Source organism: Lacipirellulaceae bacterium, assembly GCA_040218535.1.
In the GTDB taxonomy this organism is placed as follows: Bacteria; Planctomycetota; Planctomycetia; order Pirellulales; family Lacipirellulaceae; genus Adhaeretor.
Genome location: JAVJRG010000012.1, coordinates 1508325 through 1526405 on the forward strand (window position 1 = coordinate 1508325; position 18081 = coordinate 1526405).

The window sequence follows — 18081 nt, forward strand, 5'->3', positions numbered from 1 at the left end:
GAAGTTCCGTAATCGTTAGGGAATCGCTATTTTGCCTGACTTCTACCAGAGTACTCCGTCCTGAGGATGCGGTCAAACCGCTGGTGGCAAGCCGTTCGTCTCAGAAGGCGGGTTTGATTGAGCGTACTTGGGTGTCTACTCTGGAGTTACGTTCATCGCTCCAGCGGCTCGCCCCTGCCGGGCCGTTTCCTGCAAGACAAGACAGTTGCCTCTATGACCACCCCTACCACTGAATCGGCCAGTCTCGCAACAGAATCGGCAGACTCTCCGTGGCAAATCGAACTCACCGAGCAAGTGCCTGAAGCGGACCTACGGGCTGTCGGCAATCGGTTGGTCGACATTTTCTCCTACTACCAACCCTTTAGCACCCAGCGAACGCAGCTCGCATGGATCCGCGTCCAGTTCGAGGGTCAGCTTCTCGCGTTGGTTCCCACCGTAAGACTGGTGAAACGCCCGGTCACCGACATGCTCCGTCACGGTTGGCGACGCTGGCTGGGGCCTACTCTTGGGCCGCTGGCCAAGAAGACGACCCTGCTGATCGACACCGCTTTTATGGTCTTTGCCGATCAGTCACCGTTCGTCATTGCAGAGGGAATCGAGATTGATCCCAACCGCTTGAAGCGTGAGGTCGTGGAGTTTGCGAAGGGACTGAAAGGAGTCGATATGCTCTGGATCACCGAGCCTGAAGAAGATTGCCAGTGGGCAGCCGGGGAAGGCTTTCATCAGTTCTACGCATTACCGATGGCCCACATCGAGATCGGCGAGAGCACCAGCTTTCAAGAGTATGCCGCTACGGTTTCCAGAAACCGGCGTCGAAACTTCAAGATTGAGCGAAAGACCTTTGAGCAGGCGGGCGGGCAGATCGAAATGCAGGAGGGGCCGCTCCAAGAGCCACTGCTAGGTGAAGTGCTTAAGTGCCTCGAAGGAAGCGCCGCCCACAGCCAGTTTGTCGTGCCGTATAACGAGGTGCTGATCGATCCGCGGGCCTTCGCGGGGCAGCGGCAGACCGTGTTGGTAGCACGTGTCGCGGGGCAAGTTGTCGGCTTTATGAGTTTTCTCATTGACGGAAAGCGGCTCATGCAATGTCATGGCGGGCTCGACTACCAAAGATCGCACGAGGTGTTGGCCTATCACAATCTCATTCAGACTGCGGTCAAATATGCCATTGAGCGCGGCCTGACCACGTTCAGCATGGGCCCCCTAAGTAACGAGACCAAACGCCGGGCAGTGACCACCCTGAAACCGATGGTTGCCAATTTGTGGAATCGCAACCCACTGGATGCGATGGCGGCAAAAATATTCTTCACCAAGAATCTGGAAGTCTATCGCGGTGAGCTTGATTGATGCCTGTAGCGAACGCCCTCCGCGGTGTCGGTGTTTTGGCCGTATCTACGGAACGCTACAGAGGGCGTTCCCTACAGTTGGAAAGCGTCAGACCTTCTTCATCAGCCCCGCAGCTCTCGCCAAGATGCGATTCATCAACCACTTCGGCAGTAGCCACTTGAGTGCCGCCAAGCCCCAGGCGTCGAAGCCGACGTAGTAGTGTGGTTTGGGTCGTCGAGCGGTCAATGCTTTGGAGACAACTGCGGCGACGCTTTCAGGCGTTCCGCCTGTCTTCGCTCCTCGTTCGTTGAACTGGGCAGATTTCTGGTAAAAGCGAGCGTAGCCGGGTTGGAGATGCTCAGGGATTTCTGCTGTTCGTTCAGCTAACGCGGTACGTGCTTTGTCGAAGATGGCCGTTCGGATCTGTCCCGGGCGGATGACGCTGATCGGAATGTCCCAAGGACGCAGCTCGATGCGAAGTGTGTCGGAGAGTGCTTCCATGGCGAACTTGCTGGCGGAGTAAGCACCGACCATTGGTAAGGCGACCACGCCATTCATTGAGGAGACATTCACGATTCGCCCCCGGGTTTGCCGTAGCAAGGGAAGGCAAGCTTGAATGAGACGCATCACCCCCACGGCATTCACTTCGAGCAGTTGACGTAATTCGTCGAGCGACGTCAGCTCCGTCGCTGAGGGTGCCGCCAGTCCCGCGTTGTTGATGAGTGCGAAGAGCTCACCGGCCGTTTCCTCTTGGATCTTCTGGACCACCTGAGCGACTTGTTCGTCGGAAGTCACATCCAATCGGACGGGCGTGACGGAATCATGATCCGTCCACTCCGATTCAGACGGCTCGGAGCGAATTCCCGCATAGACATGAAACCCATCGGCGACGAGACGTACGACGATGGCTCGTCCAATTCCTGAGGAACAACCAGTTACGAGAATGGCACGGGGCTTGGGCATTGAGTTCGTAGTACCGCCTTTAGGTGGCTTAACGGTTGCCTTGTTGTTACGGTCATAAGCCGCCTGAAGGCGGAGCTACGAACTTTGCGGTTCTTCACGTTCGCCGATGGGCTTCGCCGGGTTGCCGCCGACGATCACGGCGGGCTCGACATCGTTCACGACGATACTCCCTGAGGCTACCAGCGCATTGGCTCCGATGGAAACATTTTGCAAAAGGACTGCGGCAGCCCCCACCCAGGCACCGTCATCGACCGTGATCGGGCCAGTGATCAGATCAAAGGCCTTGCGGCGATGATCGTGACTGCCTGTGCAAAAGTAGCTCTTTTGCGAGATGCAAACATGGCTGCCGATGGTCACCGGGGCCATATTATCGATCCACACTTCCTGCCCGATCCAGCAGTGATCGCCAATGGTGAGCATCCATGGGTACTTGATGCGGACATGCGGCTTGATCGTGACACCGCGACCAATTTTCGCTCCAAACACTCGCAGTAGTCGAGCCTTCAATCCGTTGAAAGGGAAGCAGCCACTTTCCAAAAAACACGCGCTGACAAAGTACCAGAGCGTCCGCGTGAACTTGCCACGTCCCGGGTTATAGTCGCTATTGTCGAACGCGCTAAGATCGAGCCACGACTTGTTTGGTTTTTCGGTCATGGCTGAGTCACCAATAACATTTCTAGATCACATTATTTCGCCGCGGCACAAGTGCTGCGGCGAAATGGGGATCAGGCATCAATCTCAAAACCAGCGCGCTGCTTGCGCTGGACGAAAGTATTGGCCTGATCATCACCGACGAAAGTGTCGGTCGCTGTATCAAAGGTTAGCTTACGACCGAGCCGCATGGCAATGTTAATGCCATGACAGATGGAAAGCATGCGATGGTGCGAGGCGACATCGCTGACCGGCTGCTCGCGGCTTTCGACACAATGGAAGAAGTTAGTCATGTGATCCCCGTGAGGGTCGCAGCCGTAGAGGTTGGTGATGGCGTCCTCGGGGAGCGGGTTGTCCTTGAGATCCTCCACGGGCTTGCCGACAAGCTTACCTCGGTTGACCAAGTAACGACCCCTGTCGCCTTGGAACATCACGCCATTGCCAAAACCAAGGTCGCCAGCGTTATGTGTGACCAGCATCTCAATGCCATCTTCGAAAGTGACGAGCACGTTAAACGCGGTCGCGCAGTTGAATCTCGTCGGGTCGGTCGGCATTCCGTCTTTGAAAGGGACCGGGTGCTTGACCATCTGCGGGTCGATCGTCACTTTGCCGATGTCACGTCCCAATTTGTCGAGCCCCCACATAGCAACGTCCACATGGTGCGCGCCCCAGTCGGTCAGCTTGCCGCCCGAGTACTCGTACCACCAACGGTAGTAGCGATGCGTTCGGGCAAACGGGTGGCCAGCTCCCCAGCCGGCGGTATCAACCATTGGACCTTCGCGATATTCCGTCACTTCGGCGGGGCCTTGGTAAAGATCCCAGTTGAGTTGCGGAGGCACGTCGACTACGGGAAGCGGCTCGCAAGAACGCGAACCCCCAAGGGCAACCGTGACCCGTTTCATGTTTCCGACACGCCCATCGCGAGCCATTGCAGCCGCTGTGGCAAATCGTCGATTGAAGCCGGTTCGCTGCATGGTGCCGACCTGCATCACCCGACCGGTTTCTTCCAGGACCTTAAGGATCTGGTTGCCCTCGTGAATGGTCAGCGTCAGCGGCTTTTCGCAGTAGACGTCCTTGCCAGCCCTGAGTGAATCAATCACTTGTTTGGTGTGCCAGTGATCGGGAGAGCCGATCACGACGACATCGAAGTCGTCCCGCTTGAGAGCCTCTTGGTAGTTTTCATAAGTGACCGAATTGATGGGCCACTCATTCTGACGATGCACATCCATCGCCACTTGCAGGGCACGCCCGGCTTGTACGGAATCGACATCGCAAATCGCCCGGCAAGGACGGTGCTTCATTGCCGCCTTGCCAAGGTAGGTGTGGTAACGGATGCCCGTGCCAATGAAGAGGACCCCCTTCTTGGGGTCGAGCTCTTGCTTTTCCTTCTCGTGATGATCAGCCTTTGCCGTAGCGGGTTGGCTGGCAAGCAAAGCACCTGCTGTCGGAGCAACAAGCCCTGCGGCAGTCGTGGATTTTAGGAAATGGCGGCGACTCGAATCTGATGCTGGTGGCATATTCCCCTACCTCAGTCTACTTCTCTGGTTTCTAGAACTTTGCAGCGAATCGATTCAGGGCTGACTAGCTAGGCGAAGCTGTTCTGTCTTGCTTCGACATGAGGAATCCATAGATGGCAACAAACACAAACGCCGCGGCGGGTAAGAAAAATGCTGCCCTCAACCCCGGGAGCGAACTACCAAGAATGTTAACGGTTTCCTGGTCCGTGATGTTCCCCGTGAACTTTGGCATCAAAGCCCCACCGACGATTGCGAAGATCAGGCCAGCGGAACCGAGCTTCGCATCATCCGGAGTAAGCCCATCCAACGCGATGCCATAAATCGTTGGGAACATGAGCGACATGCAGGCGGAGATGCCTATCAAGCAATACATGCCCACGATGCTCTGAACATAAATCACTCCAAGGGTTAACCCCAAGGCGACCGTGGCCAGGATTCCCAGCAGCAAGCCAGGCCGTAAGTATTGCAATATGAATGTGCAAATAAAGCGGCTGCACAGGAAGATAATCATTCCCGCAATGTTCCAGTTCTGGGCCTGCGAAGCGCTCATCCCGTGATAGGTCATGCCGTAGTGAATGATGAACGTCCAGCACGTAATCTGCGCTCCAACGTACACGGCTTGCGCGACGACACCTCCTAGGTACCTGAAGGTACTGAGCTTCTTAATCAGTTCTCCAAGCGAAATGGGTTGCTCCTCGTCGTGGGCAGCAGGCATCTTCGTGAGCAGAAAAGTGACGAGTACCGTAATAACAACAATCGCCAGAATGACATAAGGCGTTCGCAGCGTGGCGAGGTCAGTGAGTTTCATCTCGCCGAATTTTTCAACGTTTTCGGTCGACAGTGTGGTCAAAGCTTGATCAAGTTTGTCGTTCACCTCACTGGGTAGCATGTTCTTGTATTCAGGATGCGCAGCTGCTTCGGATTCGCGATACTTATTGACTTCTAACTGGGGAAGAATCAACAGCGATGCCACGGCCATCCCGGTCAAGGATCCGATTGGATTGAAGGCTTGAGCGAGATTCAAGCGTCTGGTCGCCGTCTCGCGGGGACCCATGGCAAGAATGTAGGGGTTCGCGGCAGTTTCCAAAAAGGCGAGCCCAAAAGTGAGGATGTAGAAGCTAATCAGGAAGATGTTGAATTCCATGCGAATGCTGGCAGGGATGGTTATCAACGCGCCCGCCGCAAACAGAATCAGTCCAACGACGATACCAAACTTGTAGGAGAACTTGCGGATCACTAGCGCCGCCGGGATGGCCATCGTGGCATAACCGCCGTAGAAGGCTGCCTGAACCCAAGCGGATTGACCATCGCTGATCTGAAAGATCTGCCCGAACATTTTCACCAACGGGTTCGTGTAGTCGTTGGCGAATCCCCAGAGTGCGAACAGCGAAGTGACAAGACAGAAAGGAAGAAAGTACTTGCTTGGTACGACTGCCTTGTCATCCGAGGGCACATCAACAGCAGCATCTGACATAGTTTTTGATCCTGAATAGATTTCTTAAGCAGAAGGGAGTGTTGGGAACGAGCGAAAAGATGGGAAAAGATCCGCCAAAACCATGCTCGTGGATGGCCTCTACTATATTTGCCAGTTGTTAGAAAAACTATCCCCCCAAGCCGCGACGGTATGAGAGTAGGCAGCCGCGACCTAACAGGTTGCCGGAGAATCAGAGCCAATGGTTACCCAACGAGCAAATTCCCGGCGACCTGTTAGGTCGCGGCTGCCTTAGTGAACGCCTTATTCCTTACAACAGTATCTCTTTCACTGCCTTGCGTGGCTCAACCCCTGTGAGTCGCATGTCGAGTCCTTGGACTTTGACGGACAAGCGTTGGTGATCGATCCCTAAGCAGTGCAGGATGGTGGCGTTGAGGTCGCCGATGTGCACCGGGTCGCGGACGACGTTGTAGCTGAAGTCGTCCGTCTCGCCATGGACAACGCCCGGCTTGATACCGCCGCCGGCCATCCAAATGGTGAAGCAGCGAGGATGATGGTCGCGACCGTAGTTCTCTCGCGTGAGCTTACCTTGACAATAAACCGTGCGGCCGAACTCACCGCCCCAGACGACCAGCGTGTCTTTGAGCAGCCCACGATTCTTCAGGTCTTGCACGAGCGCCCAACTTGCTTGATCTATATCACGGCACTGATTGGGCAGATCGCCAGCCAGGTTGCCATGTTGATCCCAGCCGCGGTGGAAAATCTGAGTGAACCGGACATCGCGTTCGGCCATGCGACGCGCGAGCAAGCAACTCGCGGCAAAGGTACCGGGCTTAGTCACGTCGGGTCCGTACATATCGAGGACGCTCTTCGGCTCGTCGCTGAGGTCCGTGAGTTCGGGCACCGAGGTTTGCATGCGGAAGGCCATTTCGTACTGTTCGATCCGCGTTTGCGTTTCGGGATCGCCGATTTCCGCGAAGGTCCGCTCATTGAAGCGAGCAAGCCGATCAAGAACGCGTCGCCGAGCTGCAGCGTCGATTCCTGCAGGATTGGAAAGAAACAGCACGGGGTCGCCGCTGGAGCGTAGAGATACGCCTTGGTGCTTGCCTGGCAAGAAGCCGCTGCCCCAGAGCCGATTGAAGAGGGCTTGCGCCTCGCGGCGTCCTGTCCAACTGGGCGTCATGACAACAAACGCAGGCAGGTCGGCATTGCTGGTGCCCAAGCCGTAGCTCAGCCACGAACCCAGGCTTGCTCGTCCAGGAAGCTGGTTGCCAGTGCAGATGTAAGTGATCGCCGGATCGTGATTGATTGCTTCGGTATGAACCGTTTTGACGATGGCCAGGTCGTCGACCATTTTGGCGGTGTAAGGCAGCAATTCACTGACCCAGGTGCCGTTCTCGCCATGTTGGCTGAATTTGTACTTCGAGGGGGCCAGAGGCAAACGTGACTGGCCGGATGTCATGGTGGTAATGCGTTGCCCCTTGCGAATCGAATCCGGCAAGTCCTTGTTGAACATCTCCTCAAGCTTGGGCTTGTAATCGAGTGTGTCGATCTGGCTGGGAGCACCCGCCATGAAGAGGTATATGGCACGCTTTGCCTTGGGAGCAAAGTGCGGCAGGCTCGGCAATCCCGCGACGGATGCCACTGCTTGTAACTGCTGCGAAGGAAGCAGCGAGCCGAGCGCCGCCGCGCCGAGGCCCATAGCGCCTTTCGCAAAGAAGTGGCGGCGAGTGAGTGCGTTGCCGAATTGCTGGATGGGATCGTGCATGGCAGGTTTCGCTAGTTCGTAGTTCCGCATTTAGGCGGTTTGTTACTTTGAAAAATGATTGAAGCCGCAGTGCCGCCTAAAGGCGGAACTACGAACTCAGTTCTTGGTAACCACTTCATCGAGGTTCAAAATCAGATTCGCCGTCAGCGTCCAGGCGGCGAGTTCCGTTCGATTGAGTTCTTCAGAAGGTGGAATCGCACCGATGGCGGTGAGTTGTTTGGCCGCTTCGGGATTGTCTTGAAAGTGCTTGAGTTCCTGCTGGTAGCTTTCGACCAGTTCGAGGATCTCTTCATCGGTGGCACTGCGTCCTGCTGCCAGGCGAAACATCGTTGCTGCTTTGGCGGCGGGCGTTTCCGCTTTTGATTTCATGACGCGTTCGGCTAGAGCGCGAGCCGCTTCGACGTACTGCGGGTCGTTGAGGATCAACAAAGCTTGCAGCGGAGTGTTGGTGCGTTCGCGAACCACGACGCACGACTCACGCGGTGGTGCGTCGAACGTACCCATCTGCGGCGCAGGTGCCGTTCGTTTGATGAAGGTGTAGAGCGTGCGGCGGTGAATCTTCTCTGGGTCTTTATCCGCTTTGAAGATCTTCGTGTTCGAGCCGGAGTAGGCGACTGCCTCCCAAATGCCCTTAGGCTGCGGTGGCTTCACGCTCGGACCGCCGAGTTTGTCTGACAGCAATCCGCTGACGGATAGTGCCTGATCGCGAAGCATTTCAGCGTCGAGCCGGAAACGGGGGCCGCGGGCTAGCAGGCGATTCTTGGGGTCCTTTGCGTAAAGATCGGGTGTGACATGCGAAGATTGAAGGTACGTGGCGCTCATCACGAGCCCTTTCATGAAGGCCTTCACGTCCCAGCCGCTTTGCATCAACTCAGTCGCTAGCCAGTCCAGCAGTTCGGGGTGACTAGGTGGTTCACCCTGCGAACCAAAGTCGCCGGCGGTTTTCACTAATCCGATACCGAAGGCCTGTTGCCAGAAGCGGTTCACAGCGACACGTGCGAACAGCGGGTGCTGGTCGTCGGTTAGCCAAAGGGCCAAGCCGAGGCGGTCATTCGGAAGGTCTTCTGCAAGCGGCGGCAAGACGCCCGGTGTGGCTCTCTCGACCTTTTCTCCCCGTTGGTCGTACTCACCTCGATTGAGCATGTAGGCCTGACGCGGCTTGGCGGCTTCCTTCCAGACGAGCGTCGTGGGGATGCTCGCTTCGAGTTGCTTGATCTCACCCTCGAGTGCTTGCAGACGATTGCGAACTTTCACTAACTCGGGTTGAGATGCGAGGTTTTGCCGGAAGTGCTCGCGAACCTTTGCTTGTTGTTGGTCATTGCGTTTGCTGGGTTCGACCTTAACGATCTTGAGAATCTCCGGTGGTGCAACCGAAGCATCGCCGGGGACGCCAAAGTAGAACGCCGATGCACCCAGATAGTTGACCACCTTGAGCATCAAGTCGTTGTTGCCCTGCTTCAAGTCGAGCGTCAACTTGTTTTGATCAGGCCCCGCCCCACGGCGGACGTTGACGGCCAGGACTTCTTTGCCATTGAGAAACACCTTGAGCGCGTCGTCACTACCAAGACTGATTGCGAGTTTTCCAGCCTCATTCGCAACGATCTTGCGATAAAGGTAAGTCACCGTGACTCGACGATCACGGATCGGCAGAGGATTGACCTTACTGTCAACAAAATCAAGTCGCTCCTTCCAGTTGAAAACTCCAAAAAGCGAAGCGTAGTCCTTCTTGGGGACATACCCTTCTTTCTCCGGCCCAAACACTTTGCCGAACGCTTCGGACTCTTTCGGTTGGAAGTAGGCCAACATTTGCCACGGATGAAGTGAGTATTTTCCGTGGACGACTGTTACGCCTTTCTCTTTCGGAAGTTTGCTGTTGGTGTTGTTCGCGAGTTGCGTTTCCCACTGCTGCTGAGCCAAGTCAACCTCTTGCCAGTCGTCTGTGAACTTCTGTTTGAGTTCTATATTTTCAGTCTTCAGTGCCGCGAGCTTCTCTTTTTGCTCTTCCGAGGGCGACTTCACGTGCGGCCCGAAGACCTTCTGGTTGCCGTCCATGATGCCCGACTCAAGGCTATTGAAATAGGCACTCATTGAGTAGTAGTCGTGCTGAGTGAGTGGATCGTACTTGTGGTCGTGGCAGCGTGTGCAGCCCATCGTGAGACCGAGGAACACCGTCGAGAACGTATCGACGCGATCAATCACATTGCGAATGTGAACTTCTTCCTTGATCGAACCCCCTTCGTTCGTCGTCACGTGGCAACGATTAAAGCCCGTGGCGATCAATTGATCTTGGGTCGGGTTTTCTAGAAGGTCGCCCGCGAGTTGCTCAATGGCGAATTGATCGAACGGCAAGTTCCTGTTGAAAGCATCAATCACCCAGTCGCGGTAGAGCCACATCTCGCGATAGTTGTCGAGATGCAAGCCGTGCGTATCGCCATAGCGCGCGGCATCCAACCAGAAGCGCGCCATGTGCTCGCCGTACTGGGGCGAAGCGAGTAAGCGGTCGACAACCTTTTCATAAGCGTCAGGTGAGTCGTCTTTGACGAACGCATCAATCTCTTGAAGCGTTGGAGGCAAGCCGGTGAGGTCGAAGGTCACGCGACGCAATAAGGTTTCGCGATCGGCTGGTTCCGCAGGCTTCAATTCTTCGGCTTCCAGCCGCGCCAGAATGAAATGATCGATTTCGTTTCGTACCCAATTGCTTGTTTGAACGCTAGGTGGTTCTGGCCGGCTAGGAGGGATGAGTGACCAATGCGGTTCCCAAGACGCGCCCTCGGCGATCCAACGGCGTAGCGTTTCAAGTTGTTCCGGGGTGACGCTTTTGTGCGTTTCCTCAGGAGGCATCCGTTCAGGGTCGTCTTTGTCGAGGGTTATCCGACGAAGGATCTCGCTGGCATCAGGATCTCCCGGGACGACCGGACGCTCGCCCGAGTCCCCTTCAACAAGCGCACCCTCAGCAACGTCTAAATGAAATCCACCTGCGCGTTCTCCCGCATCCGGTCCATGACACGCGAAACAATTCTCCGAAAGGATCGGTCGGATGTCTCGGTTGAATTTCAGCTCAGCTCGATCGCTGCCAAACACGAGGGACGGAAGTGCGCAAAAAACTAAGTAGGCAGAAAGTTGGGAAATAGATCGCATAGAAATCTGGATAAATAGGGCAAGAAGGCAGAAGCGGCCTCGCTGGCGAAAGTAACGCGTGTGGTTACTAGACAGCGGAAACCCCCGCTTTACTTATGTAAATTCGCAGGAAATTCAGCCTTTTTCCCGATTTATGCCAGGAGCGGCTGAACGACGTGGCCGTGTACATCCGTCAAGCGATACCGACGGCCCTGGAATTTGTAGGTAAGACGCTCGTGATTGACCCCTAGCAGGTGCAAGATCGTGGCATGGAGATCGTGCACATGAACTGGGTCCTTAGTGATATTGTAGCTATACGGATCGGTCTCGCCATGAACCACCCCTGGCTTGGCCCCACCGCCGGCCATCCACATCGTAAAGCAGCGGGGATGATGGTCGCGGCCATAATTGGTGGGGGTCAGTTTGCCCTGGCTGTAGGCCGTGCGGCCGAATTCGCCGCCCCAAACAACCAACGTATCGTCCAGCATGCCCCGCTGTTTGAGGTCCGTAATGAGACCGGCGCAAGCTTGGTCCGTCTGCCGACACTGGTTTTTAATCGCGCCCGGTAGTCCGCTGTGCTGATCCCAGCCGCGGTGGAAGAGTTGGATAAAGCGAACATCACGCTCGGCCAACCGTCGGGCGAGGAGGCAATTCGCCGCAAACGTGCCCGGATCGCGCGAGTCGGGGCCGTAGAGATCGAAAATGTGATCGGGTTCTTGCGAAAGGTTCGTGGCTTCGGGCGCTGAAGATTGCATACGGTAGGCCATCTCATATTGTGCGATCCGCGAATTGACTTGCGGGTCAAGCGACTGCTCGTACTGCATCTGATGAAGCTCCGCCAAGCGATCGAGCATGTTCCGTCGACTGGCGTCGGAAATTCCCGGCGGATTGTTCAAGTAGAGAACGGGATCTTTGCCGGAACGAAACTGGACGCCTTGGTAGACCGAATCGAGAAAGCCGGCTCCCCAAAGCCGTGAATACAGAGGTTGCCCACCACCCTTCTTGCTGACTAGCACGCAGAAGGTGGGCAGGTTGTCGTTCATCGAGCCAAGCCCGTAGCTCAGCCAGGCGCCAATCGAAGGGCGCCCGGCGATCTGAGCGCCCGTCTGGAAAAAGGTGATTGCCGGGTCGTGATTGATCGCTTCGGTATGCATCGACTTCACGATGCATAGATCGTCAACCACTTTGGCCGTGTGTGGCAGGAGCTCGCTGACCCATGTGCCGTTCTCGCCATGCTGGGCGAAGTCGAAAATTGAACCGGCCAATGGCAGCGATGCTTGATTGCCGCTCATCGAGGTAAGCCGTTGGCCCTGGCGGACCGAATCGGGCAGTTCCTCTCCGTTCATCTCGTTGAGCTGCGGCTTGTAGTCCCACATATCCATTTGCGAGGGGCCGCCGCTCATGAACAGGTAGATCACACGCTTTGCTTTGGCGGGGAAGTGCAGTCCGTCCAGCACCCCGTTGGTTGTGCCTGAGTGCGCCTGATTACCTTCGCCTCCCAGTAGGCTGGCGAGCGCAGCCGCACCAAGTCCCGTGCTGGTACGCGAGAAGAAATGCCGTCGAGTGATTGCCGCGGCGAGTTGTTCAATATGATTCATGGGATTGGTCTCCTAACGTGTCATTCCGACCGAGCCCCAGCGACCGAGGAATCCAGTCAAAGCTCTCGTTGACTCAATCTTGCTGTACACCCGATTCCTCGGTCGGCGAGCCTCCCGTCGGAATGACACAGCTCCTATCTCTTCACAACGCATTCATCGAGGTTCATTATTGCTTTCGCGAGTACCGTGTAAGCGGCTAGCTCGGTCGGTTCGATCTCAGTGTCGACTTCCTCGTCACCAACGCTAAGGAACTTGTCGACCTCAACTCGATTCGTCTGAAAATACTGACGCTGGTCGGTCAGAAGCCGCAACAGCACGTCGATCTCCTTGGCATGAGGTCGGCGGCTGGTTAATGCTCGGAATACGAATTCGATCCGCTCAGCATCGCTCGAGTTAGGCAACTCTTTGATCGCCTTGGTTGCCAAAGCACGAGACGCTTCGACGTATTGGGGATCGTTCAATAGGACCAACGCCTGCAGCGGTGTGGCGGTTGCTTGGCGTCGGACAATGCAGTTCGCGCGCAGTGCCGCATCAAGTGTCACCATCGCTGGAGGAGGTGACGTGCGTTTCCAGAAGGTGTAGAGGCTGCGGCGGCGACTCCCTTCTCCCGGATCGCGCTTGAAGACTTTCGGGCCCTTCTCCTTCCAAAGACCTGGCGGTTGGTAAGGCTTTACCGGAGGTCCGCCGATCTTTTCGACAAGCAAGCCGCTCGCCTTGAGCGCGTTGTCGCGAATCATTTCCGCAGGCAGGCGATTGCTCGAACCGCGAGCGAGAAGTGCGTTGGTTGGGTCGTTTTCTCGCTCTTGGGGATCACAATCGGAAGACTGTCGATAAGTTGCTGACATGACCATCTGTTTGATGATGGCCTTTACGTTCCAGCCGGAATCTCGGAATTCGGTGGCGAGGTAGTCGAGCAGATCCGGGTGAGTTGGCAGCTCGCCTTGGGTGCCAAAATCTTCTTGGGTCGCAACAAGCCCGCGGCCGAAGACGCCTTGCCACAAGCGGTTCACGGCGACCCGAGCAAACAGCGGGTTGTCTTTATGAGTCAGCCAGGCGGCTAACCCCAAACGGTTACGAGGGAAGGATTCATCCCAGGGAAGGACCTTTTGCAACACGCCCGGATCCACCGGCTCGCCTTTGGCGTCGTAGGCTCCGCGCTCAAGCACGTAGCTCTGACGAGGCATGGGGAGCTCCTTCATTACGGAAATTTCTGCCATGCGGTCGAGCAAGTTGCCGCGTTGGTAACGTAGCTCTTCGAGTTGTTTCAAAGCGCTGGAGTAGGTTTCGCTGTATCCCAAGAGATAAAGCTCGCGGAGTTCCTCGATATTGGCTTTACTTCTTTGAGCGAGCCGATTGCGGATTGCCTTGCCGTCGTGAAGCGTGGCGATTTCCAACTTCGAGAGTTGCCGATTGAAGATTTGCAGGTCGTCAACCTCGCCATTGATGAGCCCTCGATCTCGGAAGCGGCGGCCAACGCTCAGCTTTGTGGCGTCGTTGATTGTATCGACGGCGTTGCGCTCGGGGATGCCGTCTTTGTAGAGAATGCTCTGGGTCAGTCCGTCGCGTAGCGTTTCCGTTGCGACGATCTTGCCGTCCATGATGACTTTCAGTCCGGCTGCTTTGCTGGAGCCGTCGTAGGCAATGCCCACCTGCACCCAGCGACCAACAGGGAGCTTCTCTTTGGCGGCAACTGCCATCGCATCACCGGGCCAGAAGTGAGCCATCCATGCGTTGAGTTTGCCGTCGATGATGGTTAGCTCGTAGCCGCGATGTCCAGCATCAATGGATGCCCGGGTCCGGTGAAAAACAACCGCTCGATCGTACTGCTTGGGAACCTTCACCCAGAGGCTGATCGTGAACGGATCGTGCCGCGAGAAGTTGCCTCCTTCGGGTGTCATCACGACGTTCTCGCCACTCAGCTTGAACGCTTTACCGCGACGCCCGTCGATCAACTGCGGCTCTTCGTAAAGTTTTCCGAAAGTGGGCTTCTCGTCTTTGGCGGTGAGCGAATTCGGAGTCTGATCGTCACCGACGGTATCAAATTCGTAGCGACCAATTTCGCCAGGAATCTCAGGCGTCTCGCCAAGCTGGTCGAGCCACTTCTCGAAAGCCGGCTGTTGTTCAGCGGCCAAAGTCTCCAATCGTTCTTCGCTGGCCTTGATCTCCTGAGCGAGCTTTGCCATCTCTGCTTGCTGATCGTCCGTGCTGAGCATCAGCGTCGGCGTTGGTGTCGAGGGGGCGAAGTAGGCGTAGAGTCCGCGCTCGTCGATGTTGTCGAAGAAAGCGGAAACTTGGTAATATTCCTTCTGCGAGAGCGGATCAAACTTGTGGTCGTGGCAGCGGGCGCAGCCCAGGCTCAATCCTAAGAAGGCCAAACCGAAGGTGTCGGTACGGTCGACGACGTATTCGATGCGGAACTCTTCCTCAACGCTGCCACCCTCGCTCGTTTGCCGGTGCACCCGATTGAACGCGGTGGCGAGAATTTGATCCTGCGTGGCGTTGGGCAACAGGTCGCCGGCCAGTTGCTCGGTGACAAACTGATCGTGCGGCATGTTCTCGTTAAACTCGCGGACGACCCAATCGCGGTAAGGCCAAACCGGACGATAACTGTCCTCTTGGTAGCCGTAGGTGTCGGCATAGCGTGCGAGGTCGAGCCAGTCGACGGCCATCCGCTCGCCGAAGTGGGGCGATGCGAGGAGCTCGTCGACGAGACGCTCGTAAGCTTCTGGTGAATCGTCCGCGAGGAACGCATCAAGCTGCTCAACGGTTGGTGGCAGTCCCGTGAGATCGAAGTAGAGTCGTCGTGCTAGTCGTTCGCGGCTTGCTTCTGGGGAAGGTTGCAGACCTTCATTCTCGAGTCTGGAGAGTACAAAGTGGTCGATGGCGTTCTTCAGCCATTCCTTATTCTTGACTTCTGGAGGTTTAGGATTCTCAATTGGTAGGAACGACCAATGTTCTTTCCACTTCGCGCCCTGTTCAATCCACTTCTTCAGCAGTGCAACTTCTTCCTGAGTGACCGTCAGGTGCGACTCGGGTGGCGGCATGACGATATCTTCGTCATCGGAAGTGACTCGACGGAGAAGTTCGCTTGCTGAAATGTCGCCTGGCTTGATGACATGCGTACGCTCGCCTGAGTAGCTTTCGCCGTAGGCACCTTCAGGAGTGTCGAGACGAAGATCGGCGGCTCGATTCTCCTCATCTGGGCCGTGGCAAGCGTAGCAACGATCTGAGAGGATCGGTCGAATGTGAAAATTGAAGTCGATCTGCTCCGGCAATTCCGCACACGCCGAAAGCTGGCCTAGCCAACCTAACAGAACAGCTCCAAGGAAGAACTGCGGGATGTATCCAACGAACCTAAGCACTACGACCTCAAGATAACCTGCATTTGGTAGAGTCAAACTGAGCAACGACCTTGAGCAAATACCCCGTCGCCTCAGTTAATTGCTTTGCCCGACAGCCCCAACGCCACAATTGTATACAATATCAGCTATTCGCGGAAAGTGGTGCGTATTCTGGGCTTTTTAAGCGATTTACTCAGAGCGTGGCTCACGTGTCAGTAACGCAAGGTGGTGTCAAACGCTTAGAATGGGCATCCCTAAAGCAACTCCGAAAAGTTGCACTCCGTAACGACGAATGTTTAGAAAAATGAAAAAACGCCATACTTACTTCCTCCTCGTTCTCGGCCTGTTGGTTTTCGTCAGTGCTTTTGCAGCACGTAACAACGCTGTTGCGACTAATGATCCTGAAGCTAGCCACCGTCAACGAATCCAGGACTTCACGCTCAACGATTACCTTGGCGCAAAGCATTCGCTCTCCAATTGGAGTGATGAACAAGCTGTCGTTGTTGTCTTTCTCGGAACCGAGTGTCCGCTAGCGAAGCTCTATGGAAAACGTTTAGCGAAGATGGACCGCGAGTATGCGGAGCAGGGCGTTCAACTCGTTGGTATCAACTCGAACCGCCAAGACACGCTACAAGAGATGGCCGTCTACGCGAAGAAGCACAAGATCAAGTTCCCGTTGCTCAAAGACCCAGGCGGGAAAGTTGCTCGACAGTTCGGCGCAACGCGTACTCCCGAAGCGTTCCTGTTGGATGGTGAAGGAACGATTCGCTATCGCGGAAGAATCGACGATCAATACGGCGTCGGCACCGCTCGTGGAAAACCACGCGTGGAGGAATTGAAGGAAGCGATTGACGCATTGCTCGCGGGCGAGCCGATCGAGACAGCACAAACCGATGCGATCGGTTGCTTCATCAGCTTCCCGCGAGATATCGAGCCACAGGGCGAGGTTACTTACTCAAATCAGATCTCACGCGTCTTGCAAAAGCACTGCGTGAATTGCCATCGCGAGGGACAGATCGCACCGTTTGCGCTACAGAACTACGACGATGCCTCGGCCTGGGCCGACACGATGCTCGAAGTGATCGACAACGGCCGGATGCCTCCTTGGCATGCCGATCCTAAGCATGGCGAGTTCCTCAACGACGCGCGGATGCCCGAGGAAGACAAAAAACTTTTCCGCAAGTGGGTCAAGAATGGACTTCCTGAAGGCGACCCGGCGAAACTGCCAGAGCCACCCGAATTTGCCGAAGGGTGGCAAATTCCTGAGCCGGACGTAGTCTATCAAATCCCCGAGCCCTTCATGGTGCCGGCTACCGGGGTGGTCAACTATCAGCACTTCTACTTTGATCCGAAGTTCAAAGAGGACAAATGGGTGATCGGTGCCGAGGCAAGGCCGGGCAACCCGGAAGTGGTGCACCACATCATTCTGTTTTACGTCCCACCCGGTCAGAAACGGCATCGGCCTGAGGATGCTTTGTTCAACCTAATTGCCGGTTTTGCGCCGGGGATGCCGGCGGTTAAGGGGCAGCCGGGGCGTGCGCTGCGTATCCCTGCGGGTTCGAAACTCGTCTTTCAGATTCACTACACGCCCAATGGCACGCGTCAAAGCGACTTGAGCGAGGCGGGCCTGATCTTTGCCGACCCGAAAGACGTCAAGAAGGAAGTCTTCGTGAAGGCGGGCCTCAACTTCCGTTTTCTCATTCCCCCGGGCGACCCCGACTACGTGGTCAAAGCGAACTATACCGTCCTGCACGAAGACCTCGAACTACACACCCTCGCTCCGCACATGCATTATCGCGGGAAGAGTTTCCGCTTTACGGCAAAGTATCCCAATGGCGAGAAGGAGATCTTACTGGACGTGCCAAAGTACGATTTCAATTGGCAAAATATTTACTTGCTCAAGGAGCCCAAGCTCATCCCCGCCGGGACGTCGATCGATATGGTCGCCCACTTCGATAACTCCGCGAACAATCCGTTGAATCCCGACCCGACCGCCAAAGTTCACTGGGGCGATCAAACGTGGCAAGAGATGATGCTGGGCAGCCTGAGCTTCAGCCGCGTCGATCAAGACCTCCAGGCCACCGGCCCCACTGCGACGAAGCTCCCCTCGGGCAACTATCAGGTGACGTTCAAGTACCGACCGGATGGCAAAGCCAAGAGCGTGTTCCTCTCCGGCAGCTTCAACGGTTGGAAGGCGAAAGGCGTTCCCATGCAGGGCCCCGATGACGAGGGGAACTACACAGTCGCACAGGAGTTCCCACCAGGGCAGCACGAATACAAGTTCGTGGTCGATGGTAAGACTTGGAAGACCGATCCGGGGAACGCTGCCGTGAAGGGATACTACAACAACAGTGTGTTGGAGTTGGAGTAG

At 56.0% G+C, this 18081-nt stretch carries 10 protein-coding genes; 2 read left to right on the forward strand and 8 right to left on the reverse strand.

The window, feature by feature from the left end; all coding sequences use genetic code 11:
- The first annotated feature begins 213 nt into the window (after positions 1 to 213).
- On the forward strand, positions 214 to 1344 hold the full coding sequence (locus RIB44_19945; GenBank protein MEQ8618853.1) for a GNAT family N-acetyltransferase: 1131 nt from the start codon (positions 214 to 216) through the stop codon (positions 1342 to 1344).
- Positions 1345 to 1431: 87 nt separating this feature from the next.
- Here RIB44_19945 and RIB44_19950 read toward each other — a convergent pair whose 3' ends face one another.
- The 8 genes from RIB44_19950 to RIB44_19985 form a co-directional block, all read right to left on the reverse strand.
- On the reverse strand, positions 1432 to 2286 hold the full coding sequence (locus tag RIB44_19950; GenBank protein ID MEQ8618854.1) for an SDR family oxidoreductase: 855 nt from the start codon (positions 2284 to 2286) through the stop codon (positions 1432 to 1434).
- A 75-nt stretch (positions 2287 to 2361) separates the two neighbouring features.
- Positions 2362 to 2940 (reverse strand): WcaF family extracellular polysaccharide biosynthesis acetyltransferase, encoded by a 579-nt coding sequence (locus RIB44_19955; protein MEQ8618855.1) that lies wholly within the window; start codon positions 2938 to 2940, stop codon positions 2362 to 2364.
- A 71-nt stretch (positions 2941 to 3011) separates the two neighbouring features.
- Positions 3012 to 4454 (reverse strand): Gfo/Idh/MocA family oxidoreductase, encoded by a 1443-nt coding sequence (locus RIB44_19960; protein ID MEQ8618856.1) that lies wholly within the window; start codon positions 4452 to 4454, stop codon positions 3012 to 3014.
- Between the two features lie 64 nt (positions 4455 to 4518).
- Positions 4519 to 5928, reverse strand: a complete 1410-nt coding sequence (gene fucP / locus RIB44_19965) for an L-fucose:H+ symporter permease (GenBank protein MEQ8618857.1) — start codon at positions 5926 to 5928, stop codon at positions 4519 to 4521.
- Positions 5929 to 6196: 268 nt separating this feature from the next.
- A complete protein-coding gene (locus tag RIB44_19970) occupies positions 6197 to 7654 on the reverse strand; it encodes a DUF1501 domain-containing protein (GenBank protein MEQ8618858.1) in 1458 nt (485 codons plus the stop codon).
- Between the two features lie 96 nt (positions 7655 to 7750).
- The gene (locus RIB44_19975) at positions 7751 to 10792 is read right to left on the reverse strand and encodes a PSD1 and planctomycete cytochrome C domain-containing protein (GenBank protein MEQ8618859.1); all 3042 of its coding nucleotides are present in this window, start codon (positions 10790 to 10792) and stop codon (positions 7751 to 7753) included.
- 131 nt (positions 10793 to 10923) lie between these two features.
- The gene (locus RIB44_19980; protein MEQ8618860.1) at positions 10924 to 12369 is read right to left on the reverse strand and encodes a DUF1501 domain-containing protein; all 1446 of its coding nucleotides are present in this window, start codon (positions 12367 to 12369) and stop codon (positions 10924 to 10926) included.
- A gap of 134 nt (positions 12370 to 12503) precedes the next feature.
- Positions 12504 to 15731, reverse strand: coding sequence for a DUF1553 domain-containing protein (locus RIB44_19985; GenBank protein ID MEQ8618861.1), 3228 nt, complete (start codon positions 15729 to 15731; stop codon positions 12504 to 12506).
- Between the two features lie 283 nt (positions 15732 to 16014).
- On the opposite strand from RIB44_19985, the gene RIB44_19990 reads away from it, so the two are divergent.
- Positions 16015 to 18081 (forward strand): redoxin domain-containing protein, encoded by a 2067-nt coding sequence (locus tag RIB44_19990; protein MEQ8618862.1) that lies wholly within the window; start codon positions 16015 to 16017, stop codon positions 18079 to 18081.